Here is a 19,303-nt window from a genome sequence, read left to right as displayed (position 1 = left end):
CACAAACCGCGGCGCCAACGTGGAATGGATCGAGCTGGGTCGGACTCGGGTGCGCTGTTCCGCCTCCAGCGGTCGGCATCCCTCAGCAGCAGGGTGCATGTCTCGCTGCAATGAATTCAATGGGCGCCTTGGGTGGTCCGTTCACGAACCTGTCCATGTCCGGCCCGAAAACTGGTCAAGGCTTGAACCAATACAACATTGCCGTCGCTCCGCTCATGGCCATGGTCAACGGTGGCGCTTATAACCTTGATATTGTTCGTACGTCGGGTACGCCGCCAGCGTCCGGTTCCAACGATCTATGGGTAAATCAGATCGGTGGTGACAATGCATTTTGTTGGATCACTCCCGGTACTACCAACGTCATCGCCGTGAGATATATGCACGATAGCACCAACGGCGGCGGGGCAAACTAAGCCTGTTCCCATCGGAAGATGGCTCGCGCAGCTGCCTCGTCGTTCGCTGATAGCTGAATAAAGAAAGCCGCTCAGGTGAGCGGCTTTCTTCGTTACTTGTCCCACAAAACCCTGGGGAAGACAGCTTGAATTAACTGCCCGTGGTGAACGACCACGCTGTGCTGGTCGGTGTACCCTTGCGCGCACCGCTGAAGGACACCGAGTAAGTGGTGTTCGCCGCCAGAGGTGCCAGCGGCAGCAGGAACGCGACGCCAGCGGCCATCGCATTGTTCGAGTCTGCGGTAGCACCCGACGAGCCCGTGAGCGCGGCTGACGGTACGATGATCCGAGCCGGTACCACGATCCCGCCCGCCGACGTCAGCGTGAAGCTGCTAACCGTAAGTACATCACCCGCGTCGGCGGCCGTTACGCGAACCATGATCGGACGACCGGGCGACGCGACGTCCGGAGCCGGGTTGGGAAGTTCTGCGACCATGGCACGCGCGACGCCCGTTTCGTTGGCTAGAGGCACGTGGGCGATCGCAGTCGTCGCCATCTGTTGACCCGCGCTCGTAAGATATCCATTATCCGACGGGGTGCCGCTCACGCCGGTCTTCTGCCCGAAATCCAGCACGCACGAATACGTGCCTTGAGCAGTGTCCTGCGCGAAGCCGACTCCAATGGTTTCCAGCACTTCGGTCACACCCTGCAGGTGATAGACCGTGTTGAGATACTGGCCGAGACAATCGGAGGCAAAAGCTGCGGACGATGTTTGCGCGAGGCCCACAGCGGCGTTCTCGCTGATCCATTCTGTCGAGGGCGCTCCGGCCTTGCGGGCACGGCTCAACGGGGTAGCCTCGTAGTAGTTGGTGTTACCCGACACTTCATTGTGCGTGACGACCGAGATGCTACCGTTGGCAAAATTTGTGTTGAGGTACAAGGCATGCGCCTGCGCCGCCGTGTCCAGGATTGTGTCCTGCGCGAGTTGACCAACACCCATGCTGCTACGGTAAGTATTAAGCGTGGCGAATAGCGACGCTTGCGTCGAAGCGCCCGTGTAGGTCGCATTCGGAACGGTCGTTTGCAGATTGCCTTGCGAAGCCGGGATGCTTGGTGCTACGGGCTGACCCGCGCTGCCACCACTACTGCCGCCGCCACCACCGCCACATGCAACAAGCATCATAGCCGCAGCGAGCGACGCAGCGGTAAGGGCGATCTTTTGGTTCTTCATCTTTTTCCTCGTATTCTTATTAGTGGCCGTGCCCTGTGCATGACCTTGATTCCATGTTATCGACGCAACGCCAAAGTCAAGTCGCTGCGCTGCTGCGCCGTTCCTCGGCTCGATTTCGCATAAATGCCCAGTTCCAGCGCGTCGGCATCTTAGATATATCGGAAACAAATCGTAATTCTTGAGGGCGACTCGTAATCAAATAAAAAGCCCATCGCATGACGGGCTTCGATTGCATCTCTCGTTGAATGGCTCTCCGGCTAATTGCGCTTTCGCCGGCGTCGGTGAAAAACCCGTAATGCCACGAATGCCGCAACGAGTAGTCCGCCTGTTACGTATGGCACTTTCTGCGCGAATACTGGCACCGCCCGGGACGCGATGAACACGGAGAGCAAGGAAATTGCGAGCTGACCGAATAGGGGCGAGTTCGCCATTGAAAAGAGTCGGGACGGTGACTTACCGGCTGTTCCCGAATACTGCTCGTTGGCCTTCTCCAGGTCGAATTCGTTCTCCCGTTTGGCGCGCATACCCTGATAGAAGCTCTCATATCTCTCGAACCGGCCGTCGCCTCGCCCATCGAGCCAGGCCGCGTTGCTTTCGCGAACCACATAAGCGAAATCTTCCATCGGTGCGCCCTCAATGCATGCGGTCGCTCGCCCACGCAACGGCGCCGACTGCATTGACAATGCATGACCCGTCCGCTTCCGCGAAGAACTGGCTTGTTTCGGGATTCTGCCAGCCAAACTGTGCGCGGCCATCGGAGGTGAATATCACGAGGCCGGCCGGCAGGTCACGTTCCGATTGCGAGGTGACAGTATTCATTGGGCGGCCTCCCTGCTTTTTCGCACGCGCTTGCGACGCGGGCCGAGGTCCTGCGCACACGCGGGGCATGTGAAACTGTGGTGCATCTCCACGCGCACGTCGCTGTTCGAAACGATGTATGGCGTCGAGCATGACCGGCACGGGGCTGTCGTCAGGCGCGTATCGGCTGCGATCGAGCTTGTGAGGTTATATGCCCGGTCTGCGGAAATCAGGGGAGTGCTGCTGAACAGGCGCGCGTAGATATCATGCGTTGCGATCAGTGCCTCGGGCGCATTCGCGCCGCGCGCGATTGCCTTGCGATACAGCCAGATATAGATCGTGGTGTGCAGGCGCTGCGCCGCGCTCTCGACGAACCACGTAAGCGAGCGGGTCTGGTTGCCGCATGTCGAGCTTCTCCCGTGAATCTCGAAGAAGCGTGCGCGCATCTTGCTTTGGTTCAGCGTAAAGACATCCGACGCCGTCGACGCGCGCAGACCGTGGGCCATCATCGCCGAGGCGAATGTCTCCTTCTGCCAGCGGTCGAGACGCAACTCTGCAAATCCGGGCACCTTTTTCGGTTTCGCGAGGTCGGGTGGCGACGTCAGCATGATCTGATGCGCGACCGCCTCGTCGGTCAGGTTGTCCGCAGTGAACTCGTACCAGAAGGTGGTGCTGGTGAAGCGCCAGCGGAACAGCGGTAGACCTGCGATCCTGCCCAGCGCAAGACGGATCTGACTACCGCGGAGCGACCCGAGATAATCGGCGACGTCGGGCGTGATTCCAAGAAGCGGCGCGGCCAGCACGCTGGTGTGGATCAGGTTGCTGGCGAGCGTCATGAAGCGCTGGTTCTGATTGCGGATTGCGAACAGTTCGATACCCTGGACCGGCGGCAACGCGTCGCGGAGCCGGTCCACGGCCACGGTCGTCGCGGTATTCTCCACAAAGCAACGCCAGTCTTCGACGGTGGTTAGCGTCGGGGCCACCATCAGGAATGGAGTGTTTAGCAAGCTGCGTAGCGATGACTGGTTCAGGCGCAAGTGTTCGATTTCCTTGCGCTCGACCTTGAAGATCTCGTTGAAGCGGCCATCACTCATCAGCAGCCAGCGCATGTATTCGACGAAGTCGAAGTTGGCACTCTGGATCTGATCGGTTTGCCAGTCAGGCACATGCAACCGCTCGACGGCCAAATATTTTTCTTTTGTGTTCATTTTAGCGTGTGTTCTCTGTGTCTCTCAATCGCGGCCAACCCGGGTCGCGCGCTCAGGCAGCCCGTGCGGCAGCGACAAGCTCCGTGTGGAACTTGCCGACGAGATCGGCGAGGCCCTGGAAGAGGGGCAGGTAGCGTAAAGGATGTCCCTCGGCAGTGACGAGCAGCTGTGCTGTATGGAACTCCTTCGTGAACGTCCCAAAACTGTCGATCAGTTCGTTGACTTTTTTCTCCGCGCGCAGGCTGGCCTCAATCTCGGTGTTCTTCTCGGCCAGCGTGCTTTCGAGGGCCGCGAGTTCTGCCATTGCTGTGTCCAGGGCGGTCGTTGCTTCACGTTTTCGGCGGATTTGATCCTCGATCGCATCCTCCATCGTCGCGAAGCTCCCGGGTATCTTCGGCACTTCCACTTGCTCGGTGCGCGTTTTCGATTGCGCGTCCGCCAGCTGTTGGTGAAGCGTCTTGAGTTCGCGTTCCCGATCGGAGAGTTCGCGCTGAAGAGCACTTACGGATTCGCCGTGACTGGCCAGTTCGTTCTTCATTCCATCGGCCGACCGCCGATCCCGTTCGATGGATTTCTTCAGTTGCTCACCCTCTTCACGCAGTCGCCGGTTTTCCGACTGTTCCTGATCGAGCTGCTGTCCCGCGTTAGCCAGTTCCGTGTTCATTACATCAATGCGGTTCGTCGCAGCGGCGACTTCCAGCTGAGCTTTTCTGTAGGATTCGACGAACTCCTTCATCTGTTTTGGCGATATTTCCGGGTTGCCAGTCCTCGCGTCAATGACGAGATCGACCAGTTCGTCCGGTGTGTCGTGCCGGATCAGCAGCGCCATGTCCGCGCGCGTCAGCGCCTGTACAGCGGCGCTGTTGCTAGCGAATTTGTCGTAGATGCGCGTGTAGGTGCTCACGGAGGACTTCGCATGTCCGTGAACCTGCTGGATGTAGGAATAGGCGAGGTGAGCGGCCTTGTCGCGAACGGACTTCCTGTCGCCCTGGCTACTGATCAGCGAGTTGCTGACCGTCGTCATGATGTGGACGTAGCACGCGCCGATTCGCATATGTTCCTGGAGGATCTTGCGGGTCGAGTGCGCAACCTCTTCGCTTTCCTGGATGATTGTCCGCATAGCCGCGTCGGGCAGTTCCCCCGTAAACAGCGCGCGGGCCGCTGCGCTCATCTCGCTCTCGGTCGGAATGAAGTGGCCGAAGGTCGGTGTGACGTGCGTCGGTGGTTCGGTGGCGGGAAGCGAGCCTGATGCGCCTTCGAGACGGGTCGGGTCAAAGCCGTCGTCCGACGGCGTGTTGCTCTTCGCGGTGAGGTCTTTTTTATTGCTCATGGTTAGGATCCAGATTTGGTCAATGAAAGGCGCAACCACTTCCCGTTGGCCGGGTCGCGCGCGTTACGAATGGTTTCTAAATACACATTTAGTAACATCAACCGCGGAGCTTTGTCCCGCCTTTGATCGTAAGAATACGCCCGGATTTTCCTCTCAAAGGCGTGAAAGACGCGTAAAAACGTATAGCTTTCGCACCTAATGCAGAAATTTATGCTGAAAAGGATGCCGTGGCATCGGCATCTGAATCGGTAACTTTAAGGAATAATCATACGAATAACTGGGTCAGTTCGAACTCGCAAACGATGTCTTTCGATGGAATCCCGGTCCACCTCGGCTACGGACAGCACTGCCTGCCAGGCTGCCTTGACGTTCACTTCCCGCTGGTCACGGCACTCGTAACGCGTCTTGCATAAACGCAACTGGTGAGCGAGATCCGCAATGCGCATGAGCGACGGCGAAAGTGCTGGCGACAGCGTGCAATTGACAGAAGCGAAGATGCCAAAACTGCGGATCGGCCACATGCCCGGCATGACGCTTCGCAGAAACACCATCTTCGAGTGGTTCTGTTTCAGAGGCGACTTGCGCAACTCCCGCTCACCGTTGGCCGCGACGCGCACCAGGGAAGTCTCATCGGGACCCGGCTCGATGTGTCCGGTCCAGTTCTTCGTTTCGAAGACGAACAGCCCGAAAGGCGTAATGGCGAGGTGATCGATTTCAGCCGTCGGGTAGCTCGCGCCGGGGGCGTGGTGCAACAGGACGGGGCCGCGATGCAGGTAGAAGTTCTCGCCGCACAACCAGGCGAGCACCCGCCTGAGCTCGGCATCGACAGCCGCTTCGCCAGCATTGCCGGCAAGCTCGGCGCGCGTGGCAGGACGGGGTAGGGCCGTAGACAGCGGTGCCTGACGTCGGCGGCCGATGCGATAGATGGCGAACCCGATCGCAAAAAGGAAAGCAATTCCGTACATGGTGGACTCCACATCTGTGATGTTCAGTCCAGTGTGCCAGGGCGGTTCCAAAGTCAAGTCAGCGCGATGCGTCCAACGTGTTGTGCGCCCTTAGAGCGTGTTAGGAACTTTGAATAATCGGTGCGACATGTACGAGCATGAGCATGGCAAAGACAACGAAGTGTAGGCCTGCCAGGGTTTCAGGCAGGCGCTCATAGTCGCGCGCCAGCCTCCGGAACCGGTTGAGCCAACCGAAGCTGCGCTCGACCACCCAGCGACGCGGCAGCAGCACGAAACCCTTCTTCGCTTCGGGCAGTTTGATGATCTGCAGTTCGATGCCTTCGTCATGCGCCGCCTGTCGAGCCGTTTCACCGGTATAGCCCTGGTCAGCGAATGCAAGTTTCACCGTCTGGCCGGTTGCCTGCTGAACCTGGCGCGCAAGCTCGGCCACCTGCGCCCGCTCCTGCTCGTTGGCCGGCGTGATATGTACCGCGAGCAGAAGGCCCAATGTGTCGACAGCCATGTGGACTTTGCTGCCTCGTTTGCGTTTATGGCCGTCGTAACCCGCACGCGGTCCGCTCTCGCAGGTGGACTGCAACGTGCGCCCGTCCAGAATCACGGCACTCGGCTGGCCTTGACGCGCCTGCGCGACCCGAATGACCGAACGCAAATCGCTGACCATTGCTTCGAAGCAGCCCGCATTCAACCAGCGTTGCGTTTGCTGGTAGACCATCTCCCACGGCGGGAAATTTGTCGGCAGCATGCGCCACGATGCACCCGCGCGCGCCATCCAGCGCAGCGCGTTGAACATCTCGCGCAGTTCGTACCGGCGTTGCGGTGCGTCTTCATTCATCAAGGTCAGATACGGAGCAGCAAAGCTCCATTCTTCGTCCGATACATCCGTCGGGTATGGCTTGCGTACTGTCATTCCGCCAGGGTACCAGGTCTGGCCACAAGTTCCTAACACCCTCTAGGCGAAATGATGCGGAAAACGATATAGCTTTCGGGTTAAGGAATCTTTCGTGACATGGCTCTGTCGCGTGTTTGTCAAAGCTGCACGAGTTTCGTGAGCATTTGGGTGGCCGTCGTGATCCGCCGGCGGTAGCCTTGACGTATCCCCGCGTCTGCTGACGCATCGACTCGTGCCATCGCGCAATGCCGTCCCCTGATGGGGCACCGGCCCCTGTCTCATCCCCCTGTTCGCCTCGTTGAGCCTTTTCGTGAGCACCTGCCATGGGTCCGCACGAAAGCGCTTCGCGCTGGTGTTTTCCCTGCTCGTTTGAGCATCGAAACCTTCCAGACGTTGTCTGGACATTCCCTGTGCGATTAATTTTTCTGGAGAGAGAAATGCTGAAACTGCTATTGAAGGACGCGACAAAGACGCCGTGGAAACTGCTGGCCCTGTGCCTGGTGGTTTATCTCGCGACGTTGTCACTCGTCGTGTTCATTTTCGTTGCGTTCCTTGCTGGTCACTGGCTTCGCAAGACCATCCAGCAAAAGACAAAGGCGCTTGAAGCTGCGGAAGCGAAGCGCGCGGAAGCCGCAACGCCCGTTGTTCCCGCAGCGCCTGCAGTTGCGACCGTGACACCGGCTAACCCCGCTGTTGCGCCGGCCGCTGCGCAGCCGGCACCGAAACGGCAATACGCCAAATCGGCTGTCGTCATTCCGTTCAGGACAGGAACCCGCAACTAGAGTCCCGCCTAACCCGTCATCGCCGTGGACGTACCGCGGCGATGACGCCTCAACCCTTTCCGGGAATCCCATTCCCGGTCACGGGCATTGAGATTGCCGGACTCACCGGAGCAATCTCATGAACACTCATGTGGCTGCCTGGCAGCTCGACATGTTTGGCGACTCCTCGCCGGTCGTTACCACCCCCCCTAAGCCGGATCCACTTCCCGACCCACATCTCTGGAGCGAGGCTGTACGCGACCAGATGGTCGACGCGCTGATTTCCCTCGCGAGCGACAGCCGCCGCGGCGACCGGATGCCGGAGTCGCTGATGGACTGTGCGTCGTTGCTCTCCGAGCGTCTTCGCAACCGGAAGGTCGACACCGACGACTATCGCGCAACCCTTGGCTGGATCATGGGGTACTGGGATGGCGCGCTGCCTTATGACTACGTGTGCAAGGTCAACGGGGTAGACCCGGAGACGATGCAGGACGTGATCATGAGCACGCCGCTGCTTGCGCGAGATCTTGGTGAACTGAAACTGTTGTGCCTCGGCACGTTGTTGTAGGAGACGACATGACGATTACGGCCAGTTTTTTTACCCGCGTCCTCGCGGACATTTTCCCGGGCAAGGCGAGTACCGCGCGGCATGCAACCCCGCAAACCATGCGCGAACCTTCTCCGGTTCCAACTGCACCTGAACCCGGGAAGTCAAGCGATGAAGCCGGTCTGCGGGTGATCGGGCAGGGCCAACTCAACGAAACCCACATCACCATTGGCGGCGTCCCGAATCTCTTTATCGATGAAGGCGACTGCGTCATGCAGTTCGTGCCGGCGTTCGACGAAGCGATGAAGCAGACCCAGTTCGGCATGAAGGTATTGCCCGAGCTCGAACCACACTGGTCCCAGGCCGCTATGCACCGGTGCAATCTCAAGCAGGCGATCGCCGTCGCGATTCGTGGCCCGGCCGAGGCAGCAGGTGTCCCCTGCGCGCCACCGACTGCCGGGGCACGCACTGACCACCAGCTTCTTTCGAACGCAGCGCAGGAACCGGTGCTCATTGGGATGGACGACAACGACGAGGACGGGGCTGCACTACCACGTCGTCACGCTGCTTCCAGCAACAGTGCGCCGGACTTGGCCGCTGTCTCCGGAACAGTTACAGCCTGGGGCGAGGAGAAGTTTCCGCGTCGCAAGCCAGGCGGTCCCCGCTTCTACACCTCCTTTGCGATCCGGTTGCAGACGTTTTCCGGTGAGCGCGTCCTGCAGGGCGAAGGCCTGAAAGACGCGATATCCGAGTCTGGCTGTCAAGTGGGCGACGTAGTTTCAGTGCGCCGCCTGCGCAAGATCAAGGTTCAGGCGTTCGAGAAAGACGGCGAGCCAAAGCTGAAGAATGGAGTACCTGTCCTTTGGGACAAGTGGCTCTGGTCCATTACGAAATGAAGGAGCATTGAATGGCATCTGTGAACAAGGTCATCCTCGTCGGAAATCTCGGCGCGGATCCAGAAGTGCGTTATTTGCCCAGCGGCGACGCTGTGGCCAACATTCGCCTGGCAACAACCGACCGATACAAGGACAAGGCGTCGGGCGAAATGAAAGAGGCAACCGAATGGCATCGCGTGTCGTTCTTCGGTCGGCTTGCGGAGATCGTTTCGGAATATCTGAAGAAGGGCTCGTCGGTGTACATCGAAGGTCGCATCCGCACGCGCAAGTGGCAGGCGCAGGACGGTACCGATCGCTACTCGACCGAGATCGTTGCCGAGCAGATGCAGATGCTTGGCGGCCGCGGCGGAAGTGGTCAACGCGAGCAGTCTGATGACGACGGCGGATTTGAGCAGCAGGGCGACAGCCGTTCGCAGGCACAGCCCTCCGAAACTCGCCGCACTCCCGCTCGCACTGCAAGTCAACCTGCGCGAGCATCGCAAGGCAACTATGCCGGCGGCGGTGCACCGCGTGGTGGTGGCTTCGATGAGATGGACGACATACCCTTTTTTGGTTTTCACACGGGTGCTGCGTGGTCGATCATCTGATCCCGTAAAGGCTCACCAAAGCGCAATTCCTCTCCCGTAGTTACTCACCTTTCGTTGTCACGACACGCCTTCCGGTGTGTCGTGCAGCGAATTCTTTCGCGCTTCCCGCGCATTCCTGCCAGAGCAACTGCCTGCTGAAAAAAACTGCCCGCCCATGCGCGCGGACAGCTTTTTTGAGCACGCGTTTTCGCGCCTGACTCAGGCATCGACCACAACCCACTTCCATATAGGAGAGTGACCCATGAATGTGAAGGACCTGAAGCTCACGCCCGCACAGTGGCTCTCGCTGCTCCAGCGTTATGGAGTGCCCGAGAGCTCGCTGTCCGGACAGGCTGCGCCGTGTCCCATGTGTGGCGGTACCGACCGCTTCACCTATGACAACAAGCGCGGTCGCGGCGACTGGGTGTGCCGGCAGTGCGATAACGGTAACCCGATGGCAGGAGACGGGTTCAAATTGATCTGTCGTGTTACGGGCATGTCGTTTCCTGAACTGATGACCGAGCTCGAAGGAGGAACGCTCAGCGAAGCCAGGGTGGCAGCGCGGAAGCTTTCTGTTGTCGCGCCGGTGGCGAAACGCAAGGCTGATCCAGCGTTCGTCGAGCAAAGACTGACGTCGATGTGGGGTCGCGCTCACGTTCAGAGTGAGGGTGACCTTTCACGCCGCTACCTGCAGGCGCGTGTGCCCGGCCTCTCGGCGCCTCCGTCGAAAGCATTGCGACTCGGCATGCTCGATTACCGGCATGAGAAGAAAGTGATTGGTACGTGGCCCGGCATCCTCGCCCGGTTCGAGTTGCCCGATGGCCGGCTTGGGACGTTGCACCGGACCTTTCTCGAACGATCGACACCTGCGAAGGCGACGATCGTGACGGGGGACGGCGAGATTCTCGACAACAAGCTGAACGACATGACGCTTAATGCGCTGAAGGGCGGAGCGGTGCGCCTGATGGAACCGGCCAACGGCGAGATCGGTGTCGCGGAGGGACTGGAAACGGCCTACGCCGCGTTCATGGAGTTCGGCGTCCCGGTCTGGAGTTGTCTCAATCGCGTCCTGCTCGGCCAGTTCGTTGTCCCGGAGGGGCTAGGTATCCGGGTCGTTCATATCTTCGTCGACTTTGACCACATCGATCCGAAGACACGCAAGTCGCCGGGTGTGGCGTCTGGGGTTGAGTTGGCTACCCGTCTGAAGAAAGAAGGGTGCGCGGTCTTTATCCATCGTCCGAAGTTGCGCGGCACGGACTTCTGCGATGAATGGCTCGACCGGTTTGTCGCGGGCGGTGATTTGCAGGATGTTGCCTGTAGACCAGTCAGCGCGTTGAGGCAATCAGTTGCTGCCTGATTCGGCGGGCCGGCGTTAGCCGTTGGCAGGAATTTCTTTTATTTTGCCCGGTGGGGATATCTCCCCACCGGGAATATCGCATCGGGCTTTTTTCTGTGAGGTAGGAAATGAGTCGTTCCGGGTGCTGGTAGGTAATTTTGCGATCGTCAGCACGACTGGCGCAGCGAGCGGTAATCAGCCGGCGTTGAAGTCCGACGCGGAAGCATATGACGTCATTGATCGTCGGGCACGGGGCAATACGCTGTACGCGTGCCGGGATCAATCGTTCGACGAGGCATGGGATTTCTGTACCCGTCGTCTTGCAATCGTTGCGGCCGCAGGGCAGCACTAACCATAGACGAAAGCGGCTCCCGGAGAAATCTGGGAGCCGCTTTTTTTTTGCCTCTCGTCGCAGTCAAGGACGGACTTTGAAGAAGATTACCAGTCGCAAAAGAATCCACAACGGAATCCACAAGCCTGTCGACCACAGGATACCGACCCAGGCAATGAAGATGATATTGCCGCCGTTGTGGGGGTCGGTTCTGCCCACGTGGGTGCCGTAGAGTGCGAGCAGAACAAGCAGGACGGTGTAGATAGCCCGCTTCGCCAGAAACGGCAGTCGATCGAATGCGCGGTAGCAGGTAAGGAGGCGGTCCATTATTCACCCGTCGTTGGTTTCTCAAAATAATCAAACAATGCGCCACCGACATACCAGCCGGCCGCGGCTACAGCGGCGAGCAGGACGAAGCCGACCCACGTGCGTGCCTCGCTGAGCATGCCTGCGTGAAACAGTTGAAGTGTGTCCATGATCATTCTCCGGTTGACGCACCGGGGTTGACGCCATTCGTCGTTCCCTGTGCCTTGATTCAAGGATGCCCGAATCATGGCGAAGTCAAGTCGAGCGCGCTTCTAGAAGAAGCCGGCGAGTTCCTCGCCGAGGGACGCCGAGGCGAAACCGTCCCCGTCAGTCGCCGAGTCATGCACGCGGAGGATCTGGACGCCGGCTTCCTCCGGAGCCGCGGCTGCTGGACGCGTTTGTTCGAAGGACGGTGATTGCGGTCTTTCTGTGTTTCCGTCATTCCGGGCTCGTTGTGTCGGTTCGCGCAGCGCCGACTCCGCAAGTGCGCGCAGACGAATGGCGCGCTGGCGGGCACTACGATAGCCGGACAGCGCCTCGTGCAGCAAAGGCGAGACGAGTGGATTGATGACAATGGTCATCGTGATGTTGTCGTCCATACCGCCGCCGTTACTTGCGATCGCGCGCGAGTCCTGCTTCGCCGACCGCGAGAAATCCGCGAGCGTTCGCGAGGCATGGTGTGTCGATGATCTCGATCAGCACGCGCGGGAATGCTTTCCGGATGGCCGATGCATACAGCGCGGCGCCTCCGCCTGAAAGGATGATCGAGCGCACGTTAGGAAGCCGTCCAACCGTGTTCTGCATTTCCTTGACGACAGCATTGATCAGAGGTTGCGACTGTTCGACATACGGATCGAGCACGATGTCCGAACCGTAGAAGAAGAACGGCGTACGCTCGCGCAAGGCCTTGTCGATGCGCTCAATATCATCGACGGGTTCGCCCTGATCCTTCGAGATCAGCCCTGCAATGCGCTGATAGATCTGGGATGCGCCGCCTGGCAGGCCCCCGCTGCGCTTGTCGTCCATCGTAAACCCGTTCGCGTAGACCCAGTCAGTCGTGAAGTAGCCGACGTCGATGACCAGGTGGGCGCTGTCGCGGCCGAATTCGTTCTGCCGGTTGCTGGAAGCGAGGACGAGCGAGCCCAGCGGTTGCGGAACGACGATGGTTTTCTCGACGTGTACACGGGCCTGGCCAAAGTCTAGATCACCGGCGAATCGCTCCTTCAGTTCAGCGGAGTATTTCTGCATGTTGTGCACCGGCAGCCCGAGCACCAGCCGCTCGATGTGCGTCACACCCGAGAAATGGAAGGCGCCGGCCAGAAGGGCGGAGTAGTTATCGGACAGGACAAAGTCGTCGGCGAGCGTGCGGCCGGTATTGCCATAGGCGGCTGTCAAGGCGACATCGGGGCCGACCTCGTACTCGATGTCGTCGATGCGGATCGTTGCGACCTTGCGGGCGGCAAGAACGCTTTCCCCGTAATTTGAAATAGTGCGGCTCGCGGCGAGCGGCGCGAGCGAGGGAAACATGCCGGTTGCGACAGTTCCACCGGCCGCGCGGTATGCGTACTTGGTGTTGCCGTATCCAACGTCGATGGCGAAGACGGGGGTTTTCAATTCAGACTCCGGGTAGTGAAGTTGGGACCGGCGAAGTCGCACTTCATGTAGGACTTTCAACCGGCCGATCCGCCAAACTCGCACTTCATGTACGAGTTCGGCAGTGCGAATCATCAAAGTCGCAGTTCATGTGGGACTTTGAGCGTGAGTCCAGTCTATCGAGCACCTGCCGAAGTCAAGTCGGCTAAGCGCGCGTGATCAGGTCAGCTTTTAGCCTTCGGACCGCTCGTCGCGGCCTTATCCTGCTAATTACCTACCGCGTCCATGACGCATCGATCCGCAGTAACAGCAAGAAAGGGGTTTTACGCCCTGCGCAAATCCTCTTCTGTCCAGGCCGCACAATGACGCGGCCTTTTTCTGAATCAAATCAAGTCCACGCTGATCCACACTGAGGACCACTGGACACGGCGATATCCATACGATTGGCGGCGGTTTGCCGCGATGAGACGCAATGAGGACATGTGGACCCGGACACCGGACAGTCCCGCACGTCGCGCATTGCGTTCGCACGCGCCCTTTCAGCACACGACGCTGGGTGCACTCAGGAAGCCCGATACACCGCGGCGGAGATGAGTGTGCTTTGGGGCGGGGGAAATCCTGCGACACCGGGAAAGACCGGTCGATCGCGAACCCCGTACGGAAGACACACGGTAGGCGCAGCCGTTACCAGAAGTGCGCAAACAGGATTCACCCGGCAATAAGCCCAGACGTCTCACCGCGCAGAGCGACGAGGGGCGTCCAGACCGCAGCGCGAGATCGCGCTGCGAGTTGGGGCTGGCAGGGCGGCCGGAAGCTGCAGTACCGGTGCAACGTGAGCGGGGAATTGCCCACGGACCCAATACGTGTAGAGCGGGATTGCGCGCAGCGCAGACCGGCCCGCACAGCAGCAGATGGACAGTCGGAACGCAGTTCTTCCCTGCGTCGGGCTGAACGGATGGAATCGCTAAAGGCGAGGAAGGCGGGACCGACGCCGGGGGTAACCGGCAAGGCCGTGTGGTAGCGGCCAGCAAGTACAACAGGTCAGTTCACGCAGTACCACTCCCGGTGACGCGCCGGGCACGTCAGGTAGGGGCGTGTTGTGAGGCCGCGGTGAGCAGGCGAAACATAGGCGCGGGCAGACCGCGCAAGCGGGGATGATTGTATGGCAGCGGTTCTCAATGTTCGGGCGGTCGTGAAGAGCTATGGCCTGCCGCCGGAGTTCACGGACGCGCTGCTGCGGCTCTTTGACAATCACGTCAACGAGGTACACAGCAGAACGCGGATTAGCGCGAAGTCCCTCTCCGTCAAAACGCAGGAGAGGCGCACGACCGCAATCTGCAAATCGTTTGTCGAGTTGCGACAGCACGGCTTCGCTTTGCAGACGCCGTGGTCGCTGAAACAGAAGCATGTTGAGTTTCTTGTGAGGCACTGGGTTGCGCTCGGGCAGCGCGGCGGGACGATCGAGAACAAGCTGACGTACCTGCGGGCGCTGGCGAGCTGGATGAACAAGCGGGATCTCGTCGGGACGCTGGGAGACTACGTTGACCGGAAGGAGCATGATCTCGTCCGCTCGTATGTGGCGACCGAAGACAAGTCGTGGATTGCACATCGCGTGGACGCGCAGGCAAAAATCACGGAGATCGGCAGGACGTGCCCGCACGTGGCGGTGCAACTGAAAATGCAGGCGGCGTTCGGCCTGCGCGTCGAGGAGAGCTTCATGCTCAGACCCGCTGAGGCGGTTCGGGACTCACGTACGCTTGGCGTGACGCGCGGGACGAAGGGTGGGCGGCCGCGCGAGGTTCCGATCGAGGCGAAAATCGCAGTGCTTGAGGAGGCGGCCCGACTGAGTAACGATCTGACCGGCTCGACGGTGCCTGCGGATCGAACGCTTAGGCAATGGCGCGACTGGTACTACCACGTTCTGGAAAAACACGGAGTGACGAAAGCGGGCCTCGGAATTACCAGCCACGGGCTACGTCATGAGTATCTGCAAACGCTTTATGAGACAACGACCGGCGTGCCGGCACCGGTGAAGGCGCTCGACGAGCGGCCGAATCCGGCGTTGCATCTTGAGGCACTGCGACGTGTTGTTGAGGACGCCGGGCACAGCCGGCGAACAAAAGCGAACGCGTACCTCTCGACGTTCGCGCGTCAGGACAGGCTGAAGAAAGTCACACCGACGCGTGAGCAGGCGTGTGCGACGCTCGATGCGGTGGCCGGCAACAAGAGTCAGGCGGCAGCGACGCTCGGAATTTCGCGGCAGGCTCTGTATCGCATATTGAGTGCCGGGCGATGAGGCAGCGGTCATACGCGGTGTAACGACCGGGCCTGGGCGAATGGATGTGAATATCGACCGCATTATTCCTGAACCGGTCGCAGCCGTCCTGCGAGAATGAATCTCTCAGGTTCCAGGTGGCCCTCGGAAAACACTGGAACCCTTCAAGCCGGCCTCGCGCCGGCTTTTTTTCTTTGGGCTGTCGGATGCGTCCACTCGCGGAAAGTGCGTCGTAGAGTTTACGCTTTCTTGGGATTAGAGACGGCGAGCGGCTGGTATGCACCACGGCGAGCGGCAGACTCCATCGCGGTCTAATGGAAACGCCATGAGTCACTAACTAGTTTGTCCAAGCCTTGGTGACCTGCCAGCCGCTGGTCAATGACGGGTAGGGACCGGCCATGAAGCGTCATTCGCCTGCGCCGCCGCTCAGACATTCAGGGGCCGGCTCAGGTCGCGAACTGGCCATTCAAATCTTATTGGTGAAGCGTCGCTTGTCGGACAACCCCGTCTCCACGATGCGTCCGGTTTTCAAATCCCCCTTACGATATTCCGGTCGGCACTAGGCGCCCACCGGAATGTCCTGTAATCTTCGGTTACGTTTAGAAATATTGCGTAATAATTCGGTGCGAGTCAAATCGCATCATGATGGGTAGTCGTATGGTCTGTCCGAAGACGAGAATTTGCGATGGAATTCGCCGCGATCGGTAAGGAATGCGATGTATTGAGCGGGTAATTCGATTTGCGAATGAGAGACCCGATATTCGGATTGACTAAAGTTGCAAATCGGAACGCCGTCCCTTATGACAAGCTTGCTGGCAGCGACTCTTGCAATTGCCGCGGCCGCCTCCGTGCTAGCACCTCTCATTAAAATGAAAATAAATCATGCAGCCATTGTCGTTAGCGCCGTTCCATCAGTTTTCCACCGTCCAATTCGTCCTTACCGACATGGACGAGACATTGACCTATAAGGGTCGCTTGGCCGCAAGCACATACTTGGCCCTTGAGCGATTGCAGGCTAACGGCATTCGGGTGATACCCGTTACCGCAGCGCCCGCTGGATGGTGTGATCAGATGGCACGCATGTGGCCGGTTGATGGCGTTATTGCCGAGAACGGCGGGCTCTTTCCTTGACGAGAGCCCAACGGGCACAGCGTCGAAATGAATTACTGGCATCCTCCGGGAAGCATTACCGATATGCAGAAACGACTTCAGGCGATCTCCGGGATCGTCGAGAAGGCCATCCCTCAGGCTCGACAGGCCGACGATCAATCCTTTCGGCTGACCAGTCTTGCCTACAAGCGCACTGGAATCGATCCAAGGTCGAGCAGGCGGAGATCGTCTACGTCTATATTTCAGTCCGACCAAGGAGGGACAGGTCATGAGCAAGGCAACCAGCGCATTAATCGCAGCCCTCGCCGCACTCACACTATCGGGCGGCGTTTATGCACAGGCGACCGGAGGCACAAGCGGCACCGGTTCGTCAGGCAGCACGGCTAGCCCGGCGAATCAGGTGAACGGTGCAACGGGCGGCTACGGCATGCCAGGCGCCACCAACTCGGACAGCGGCATGGCCGCCAAGGCGCCGAACTCAGGCCTGCCGAATAGCACGAACAGCAGCTCGACGTCTGGCACCAGCGCTCCCGAGAGCAACAACACGCCGGCGACCCCAAGCGTAGTGTCGCCGGCTGTGGGCCAATAACACCTCAGGCGACGAGCAGCCGCGAATAAGCGTAAGTGCGAAGCGAAGGAGCACTTCTATCGCATGGAGCGCAAGAGTAGTCGCGCCTCGCGCCCCCAGTTTCACGGCTAGCAGACGCCTGTTGATCCGATCGCCCTACACGTCCTATGCTGTTGAGCGTCACGGGTAGCAAAAACTTCGCGACGAAACATCTTCAGGGATGCGCAAGTGCCCGACGAGGGCTGAGCAACAAATCAAGCTCCGGCAACAGGCTTACCTTGTGCCGCCTTCTCGCCGACTCACAACCCATGCCGGTGCGAACATCATGGCGACGGTCATACTATTTCACTCGGTCCTTGGCCTCAGGAAAGTCGAAACGGAGGCATCCAGCAGAATGCGAATCGCTGGTCATACTGTATTCACTCCCGATCTCTATGGCGGAATGACAACAGACTCCTTTGACGAAGGCTTCGAGATCAAGCAGTTCGTCGGTTGGGAGACGATCTGCGCGAGGGCGCGAGCGGCTCTTGATCCCCTACCAGCGACCACCGTGCTTGCGGGCCATTCCATGGGAGCGGGCGTCGTGGGTGAAATCTGGCCTGAGAGGCCAAAGTGTCGAGGTGTCGTCCTGCTGCACGGCCTGGCAAATATCCCAGCGAGAATGCGCAAGGGTTTGCCAATTGTCGTCCACATCGCCGATCCGGACCCGTTCGCCAGCGAGGAGGCGCTCGTCAGTTGGGCGCCGATGGCAAGAACGGCCGGCGCGAGCGCAGACATATTCACGTATCCGAATGCCGGACACTTTTATACCGACGCAACCTTACCAGACTACACCGTTGCCGCGACCGAGAAAACGTGGGCAGGGGTGCTGGTGTTCCTGGATAGGATCCGATGACACTACTACGTTTCGAATGACCGAGATGGGTCTTGGATTCAACCGGTCGTCGTCGGGCTCAGTTCGGCCACAAGCGGCCGGTCGACGCCGGTATCTAAATCGTCGACAATCGTAATCTAGGTGCGGTCTCCTGCGACTCGTCTCCCCGCTTGAGACCTGACATTCGGGGTTATCGTTTAAGTGCTCGACTAAAAATGAAAGTCTTTCAACGCAAGAGCAACGTGGCGAAACTCATCGCATGCGCGATTGGTCTTTGCCCTTCAGTTTGGGCTCGTGCCGCCTCTCACTCCATTGAGAGTGATCCCGGTTCAGCTCAAATGGCACATGTCGACGATCAAAATCAAACTCCCAGTTCCTGGTTTCTGATCGCGTCGTGCGATTCTTCCTGTTTAGAGGATTTTGTGGGAAAGCGTGCATCCCAAGGTGGAAATGATTCGGCTGGAGAGCGACGCTTGGGAACCAAAAATAGAACCCACGGCGGCGACAGGCCTGCTTCGGATCGTTGGGAATTCTTTCCCACCCAGATTGGAAGGAATAGAGCGTCCATCAGCTTCAATAAGAGTTACGCGAACATCGCGAACCAAGACCCCAGAGCGACGCTATATCGTTTCCGGATTAAGTTCGAGCATCCGACTGCCGAAGGTTTTCCTTCCAGCGAGGAGTTTCCCGAAATAAATGACGCTGAGGACCTGATAACGAACGCTGTCGTTGCCTTGGGAGGAGTTGAAGTCGGTCGAGTTACTGCGAACGGTCACCGCGATTTCTTTTTCTATGGTGCGTTCAAAGACGAGTCGGCAAAAGAGATAGCCGCATCGGTAGAAACCAAGACGACGTATCAACCCGAAGTTACCCTTCAGACGGATCCTGAAAAAGCGGGCTATTGGAAGTTTCTGTACCCAACAGAAGATGATTGGCAAGTTATCAGCGACATGCGCGTGCTCGACGCTCTTCAGAAACAAGGAGACAATCCCGCGAGAACGCGGCACGTATCTCACTGGGCAAGTTTCGCAAGCCGACGGGTTGCACAGCGATTTTCGGATTGGGCCAGAGCAAACCTTTACAGCAACGTCTCGATGGTTTCGACAGAAGACGGAACGAGACTTGTGGTCCACTTCGCCCATGAAGGCACGATGGAGCTTGCTGATATAACTCACCACACCATAACCATCAACCGCGAGGTGAAGGCTCTCGGCGGGCATTACGACGGGTGGGAAACTATCGTCCTTCGAGATCGGTAGCCAGCTTTCTGTCGCATTGTTTGCGAATGACTGTTACGGAGCACTTCCACCGTCCCTTGCGGGTCGCG

The 19,303-nt window shown here is 59.0% G+C and carries 23 protein-coding genes; 12 read left to right on the top strand and 11 right to left on the bottom strand.

The genetic code is table 11. The annotated features are described in order from the left end of the window. The first annotated feature begins 155 nt into the window (after window positions 1–155). A complete protein-coding gene (locus ACUN0E_RS00690; protein ID WP_408485257.1) occupies window positions 156–413 on the top strand; it encodes a hypothetical protein in 258 nt (85 codons plus the stop codon). A 130-nt stretch (window positions 414–543) separates the two neighbouring features. Here ACUN0E_RS00690 and ACUN0E_RS00685 read toward each other — a convergent pair whose 3' ends face one another. The 7 genes from ACUN0E_RS00685 to ACUN0E_RS00655 form a co-directional block, all read right to left on the bottom strand. Further along, the gene (locus ACUN0E_RS00685; protein WP_445565268.1) at window positions 544–1,623 is read right to left on the bottom strand and encodes a CAP domain-containing protein; all 1,080 of its coding nucleotides are present in this window, start codon (window positions 1,621–1,623) and stop codon (window positions 544–546) included. Between the two features lie 257 nt (window positions 1,624–1,880). Further along, window positions 1,881–2,246, bottom strand: a complete 366-nt coding sequence (locus ACUN0E_RS00680) for a hypothetical protein (protein WP_445565267.1) — start codon at window positions 2,244–2,246, stop codon at window positions 1,881–1,883. Window positions 2,247–2,256: 10 nt separating this feature from the next. Continuing rightward, window positions 2,257–2,442, bottom strand: a complete 186-nt coding sequence (locus ACUN0E_RS00675) for a hypothetical protein (RefSeq protein ID WP_445565266.1) — start codon at window positions 2,440–2,442, stop codon at window positions 2,257–2,259. Further along, window positions 2,439–3,629 carry a FlhC family transcriptional regulator gene (locus ACUN0E_RS00670; RefSeq protein ID WP_445565265.1) on the bottom strand — a complete coding sequence of 397 codons (1,191 nt, stop codon included), beginning with the start codon at window positions 3,627–3,629 and terminating at the stop codon, window positions 2,439–2,441. The genes ACUN0E_RS00675 and ACUN0E_RS00670 overlap by 4 nt, the downstream gene beginning before the upstream one ends. Window positions 3,630–3,681: 52 nt before the next feature. After that, the gene (locus tag ACUN0E_RS00665; protein WP_445565264.1) at window positions 3,682–4,959 is read right to left on the bottom strand and encodes a hypothetical protein; all 1,278 of its coding nucleotides are present in this window, start codon (window positions 4,957–4,959) and stop codon (window positions 3,682–3,684) included. Window positions 4,960–5,213: 254 nt separating this feature from the next. After that, the gene (locus ACUN0E_RS00660) at window positions 5,214–5,924 is read right to left on the bottom strand and encodes a nuclease-related domain-containing protein (RefSeq protein ID WP_408485269.1); all 711 of its coding nucleotides are present in this window, start codon (window positions 5,922–5,924) and stop codon (window positions 5,214–5,216) included. A gap of 100 nt (window positions 5,925–6,024) precedes the next feature. Then, on the bottom strand, window positions 6,025–6,831 hold the full coding sequence (locus tag ACUN0E_RS00655; RefSeq protein ID WP_408521641.1) for an IS5 family transposase: 807 nt from the start codon (window positions 6,829–6,831) through the stop codon (window positions 6,025–6,027). Window positions 6,832–7,136: 305 nt separating this feature from the next. Between ACUN0E_RS00655 and ACUN0E_RS00650 the strand changes: the two genes are divergently transcribed. The 6 genes from ACUN0E_RS00650 (at window position 7,137) to ACUN0E_RS00625 (ending at window position 11,271) form a co-directional block, all read left to right on the top strand. Continuing rightward, entirely contained in the window at window positions 7,137–7,595 is a 459-nt protein-coding gene (locus tag ACUN0E_RS00650; protein WP_445565263.1) for a hypothetical protein, read from the top strand. 118 nt (window positions 7,596–7,713) lie between these two features. Continuing rightward, window positions 7,714–8,142 (top strand): hypothetical protein, encoded by a 429-nt coding sequence (locus ACUN0E_RS00645; RefSeq protein ID WP_408485273.1) that lies wholly within the window; start codon window positions 7,714–7,716, stop codon window positions 8,140–8,142. 8 nt (window positions 8,143–8,150) lie between these two features. After that, window positions 8,151–9,017: a hypothetical protein gene (locus ACUN0E_RS00640; protein ID WP_445565262.1), complete on the top strand. Its 867-nt coding sequence runs from the start codon at window positions 8,151–8,153 to the stop codon at window positions 9,015–9,017. A gap of 11 nt (window positions 9,018–9,028) precedes the next feature. Further along, window positions 9,029–9,604 carry a single-stranded DNA-binding protein gene (locus tag ACUN0E_RS00635; RefSeq protein ID WP_445565261.1) on the top strand — a complete coding sequence of 192 codons (576 nt, stop codon included), beginning with the start codon at window positions 9,029–9,031 and terminating at the stop codon, window positions 9,602–9,604. 241 nt (window positions 9,605–9,845) lie between these two features. Further along, a complete protein-coding gene (locus tag ACUN0E_RS00630; RefSeq protein WP_445565260.1) occupies window positions 9,846–10,940 on the top strand; it encodes a primase-helicase zinc-binding domain-containing protein in 1,095 nt (364 codons plus the stop codon). Window positions 10,941–11,061: 121 nt separating this feature from the next. Then, on the top strand, window positions 11,062–11,271 hold the full coding sequence (locus ACUN0E_RS00625; protein WP_445565259.1) for a hypothetical protein: 210 nt from the start codon (window positions 11,062–11,064) through the stop codon (window positions 11,269–11,271). Window positions 11,272–11,334: 63 nt separating this feature from the next. On the opposite strand, the gene ACUN0E_RS00620 is transcribed toward ACUN0E_RS00625, so the two are convergent. From ACUN0E_RS00620 to ACUN0E_RS00605, 4 genes are all read right to left on the bottom strand, one after another. Further along, window positions 11,335–11,577, bottom strand: coding sequence for a hypothetical protein (locus tag ACUN0E_RS00620; protein ID WP_445565258.1), 243 nt, complete (start codon window positions 11,575–11,577; stop codon window positions 11,335–11,337). Next, window positions 11,577–11,726 (bottom strand): hypothetical protein, encoded by a 150-nt coding sequence (locus ACUN0E_RS00615; protein WP_408241316.1) that lies wholly within the window; start codon window positions 11,724–11,726, stop codon window positions 11,577–11,579. The genes ACUN0E_RS00620 and ACUN0E_RS00615 overlap by 1 nt, the downstream gene beginning before the upstream one ends. 102 nt (window positions 11,727–11,828) lie before the next feature. After that, window positions 11,829–12,155 (bottom strand): hypothetical protein, encoded by a 327-nt coding sequence (locus ACUN0E_RS00610; RefSeq protein ID WP_445565257.1) that lies wholly within the window; start codon window positions 12,153–12,155, stop codon window positions 11,829–11,831. A gap of 10 nt (window positions 12,156–12,165) precedes the next feature. Further along, window positions 12,166–13,170, bottom strand: coding sequence for a PRTRC system protein D (locus ACUN0E_RS00605; RefSeq protein ID WP_445565256.1), 1,005 nt, complete (start codon window positions 13,168–13,170; stop codon window positions 12,166–12,168). 1,141 nt (window positions 13,171–14,311) lie between these two features. Here ACUN0E_RS00605 and ACUN0E_RS00600 point away from each other — a divergent pair. The 5 genes from ACUN0E_RS00600 to ACUN0E_RS00580 all read left to right on the top strand — a co-directional run bounded on the left by ACUN0E_RS00600 (window position 14,312) and on the right by ACUN0E_RS00580 (window position 19,235). After that, on the top strand, window positions 14,312–15,445 hold the full coding sequence (locus ACUN0E_RS00600; RefSeq protein ID WP_445565255.1) for an integrase domain-containing protein: 1,134 nt from the start codon (window positions 14,312–14,314) through the stop codon (window positions 15,443–15,445). 861 nt (window positions 15,446–16,306) lie between these two features. Beyond that, window positions 16,307–16,555, top strand: coding sequence for an HAD family hydrolase (locus ACUN0E_RS00595; protein WP_445565254.1), 249 nt, complete (start codon window positions 16,307–16,309; stop codon window positions 16,553–16,555). A gap of 247 nt (window positions 16,556–16,802) precedes the next feature. Beyond that, window positions 16,803–17,123: a hypothetical protein gene (locus tag ACUN0E_RS00590; protein ID WP_408340297.1), complete on the top strand. Its 321-nt coding sequence runs from the start codon at window positions 16,803–16,805 to the stop codon at window positions 17,121–17,123. A 199-nt stretch (window positions 17,124–17,322) separates the two neighbouring features. Next, a complete protein-coding gene (locus tag ACUN0E_RS00585) occupies window positions 17,323–17,997 on the top strand; it encodes a dienelactone hydrolase family protein (protein WP_445565253.1) in 675 nt (224 codons plus the stop codon). Window positions 17,998–18,191: 194 nt separating this feature from the next. After that, on the top strand, window positions 18,192–19,235 hold the full coding sequence (locus tag ACUN0E_RS00580) for a DUF695 domain-containing protein (RefSeq protein WP_408242251.1): 1,044 nt from the start codon (window positions 18,192–18,194) through the stop codon (window positions 19,233–19,235). Window positions 19,236–19,303: the final 68 nt, after the last annotated feature.

The organism is Paraburkholderia sp. D1E (assembly GCF_052682275.1).
This window is presented reverse-complemented; position numbering and strand designations above follow the sequence as displayed.

What these genes read in the sequence shown, in the direction of transcription:
- ACUN0E_RS00675 (WP_445565266.1), bottom strand. Translation starts at nt 2,442, where the DNA reads ATGAATACTGTCACCTCGCAATCGGAACGTGACCTGCCGGCCGGCCTC.
- ACUN0E_RS00665 (WP_445565264.1), bottom strand. Translation starts at nt 4,959, where the DNA reads ATGAGCAATAAAAAAGACCTCACCGCGAAGAGCAACACGCCGTCGGAC.
- ACUN0E_RS00610 (WP_445565257.1), bottom strand. Translation starts at nt 12,155, where the DNA reads ATGGACGACAACATCACGATGACCATTGTCATCAATCCACTCGTCTCG.
- ACUN0E_RS00655 (WP_408521641.1), bottom strand. Translation starts at nt 6,831, where the DNA reads ATGACAGTACGCAAGCCATACCCGACGGATGTATCGGACGAAGAATGG.
- ACUN0E_RS00690 (WP_408485257.1), top strand. Translation starts at nt 156, where the DNA reads ATGTCCGGCCCGAAAACTGGTCAAGGCTTGAACCAATACAACATTGCC.
- ACUN0E_RS00585 (WP_445565253.1), top strand. Translation starts at nt 17,323, where the DNA reads ATGCGCAAGTGCCCGACGAGGGCTGAGCAACAAATCAAGCTCCGGCAA.
- ACUN0E_RS00590 (WP_408340297.1), top strand. Translation starts at nt 16,803, where the DNA reads ATGAGCAAGGCAACCAGCGCATTAATCGCAGCCCTCGCCGCACTCACA.
- ACUN0E_RS00640 (WP_445565262.1), top strand. Translation starts at nt 8,151, where the DNA reads ATGACGATTACGGCCAGTTTTTTTACCCGCGTCCTCGCGGACATTTTC.
- ACUN0E_RS00685 (WP_445565268.1), bottom strand. Translation starts at nt 1,623, where the DNA reads ATGAAGAACCAAAAGATCGCCCTTACCGCTGCGTCGCTCGCTGCGGCT.
- ACUN0E_RS00635 (WP_445565261.1), top strand. Translation starts at nt 9,029, where the DNA reads ATGGCATCTGTGAACAAGGTCATCCTCGTCGGAAATCTCGGCGCGGAT.
- ACUN0E_RS00580 (WP_408242251.1), top strand. Translation starts at nt 18,192, where the DNA reads ATGAAAGTCTTTCAACGCAAGAGCAACGTGGCGAAACTCATCGCATGC.
- ACUN0E_RS00630 (WP_445565260.1), top strand. Translation starts at nt 9,846, where the DNA reads ATGAATGTGAAGGACCTGAAGCTCACGCCCGCACAGTGGCTCTCGCTG.
- ACUN0E_RS00595 (WP_445565254.1), top strand. Translation starts at nt 16,307, where the DNA reads ATGCAGCCATTGTCGTTAGCGCCGTTCCATCAGTTTTCCACCGTCCAA.
- ACUN0E_RS00615 (WP_408241316.1), bottom strand. Translation starts at nt 11,726, where the DNA reads ATGGACACACTTCAACTGTTTCACGCAGGCATGCTCAGCGAGGCACGC.
- ACUN0E_RS00620 (WP_445565258.1), bottom strand. Translation starts at nt 11,577, where the DNA reads ATGGACCGCCTCCTTACCTGCTACCGCGCATTCGATCGACTGCCGTTT.
- ACUN0E_RS00670 (WP_445565265.1), bottom strand. Translation starts at nt 3,629, where the DNA reads ATGAACACAAAAGAAAAATATTTGGCCGTCGAGCGGTTGCATGTGCCT.
- ACUN0E_RS00645 (WP_408485273.1), top strand. Translation starts at nt 7,714, where the DNA reads ATGAACACTCATGTGGCTGCCTGGCAGCTCGACATGTTTGGCGACTCC.
- ACUN0E_RS00600 (WP_445565255.1), top strand. Translation starts at nt 14,312, where the DNA reads ATGGCAGCGGTTCTCAATGTTCGGGCGGTCGTGAAGAGCTATGGCCTG.
- ACUN0E_RS00650 (WP_445565263.1), top strand. Translation starts at nt 7,137, where the DNA reads ATGGGTCCGCACGAAAGCGCTTCGCGCTGGTGTTTTCCCTGCTCGTTT.
- ACUN0E_RS00680 (WP_445565267.1), bottom strand. Translation starts at nt 2,246, where the DNA reads ATGGAAGATTTCGCTTATGTGGTTCGCGAAAGCAACGCGGCCTGGCTC.
- ACUN0E_RS00660 (WP_408485269.1), bottom strand. Translation starts at nt 5,924, where the DNA reads ATGTACGGAATTGCTTTCCTTTTTGCGATCGGGTTCGCCATCTATCGC.